This window comes from Microbacterium sp. GbtcB4, from assembly GCF_019091465.1.
GTDB classification, from domain to species: Bacteria; Actinomycetota; Actinomycetes; order Actinomycetales; family Microbacteriaceae; genus Microbacterium; species Microbacterium paraoxydans.
Window position 1 is genome coordinate 1 of record NZ_JAGXJJ010000489.1, and the last position, 239, is coordinate 239.

The 239-nt window shown below is 75.7% G+C and carries 1 protein-coding gene; it reads right to left on the bottom strand.

Annotated elements, in window-relative coordinates; all coding sequences use genetic code 11:
• Positions 1-239: DUF4118 domain-containing protein (locus KVS71_RS18575; RefSeq protein ID WP_217585271.1), on the bottom strand; the 239-nt coding region annotated here is incomplete at both ends.

A 239-nucleotide genomic window follows, 5' to 3' on the forward strand; every position in this document is an offset into this window, starting at 1 on the left:
GGCACGTCCCCGGCGACGGCCGCGGGGGGCCCCGCCCCGGCGGGCGCCCGCGGCGCAGGCCGTGCCCGGCGGGCGGCCTGGGCGACGATGAGGCTCACGAGGATCGCGATGATGACGTAGAGGGTGAGGGCGAGCACGTGCAGCGGGTGCGCGATCGAGATCGTGAACAGCGGGGCGACGAAGAGGAAGTCGAGGGTGATGCCGGAGAGCACGGCGGCGTATACCGCGGGGCGGGTGCC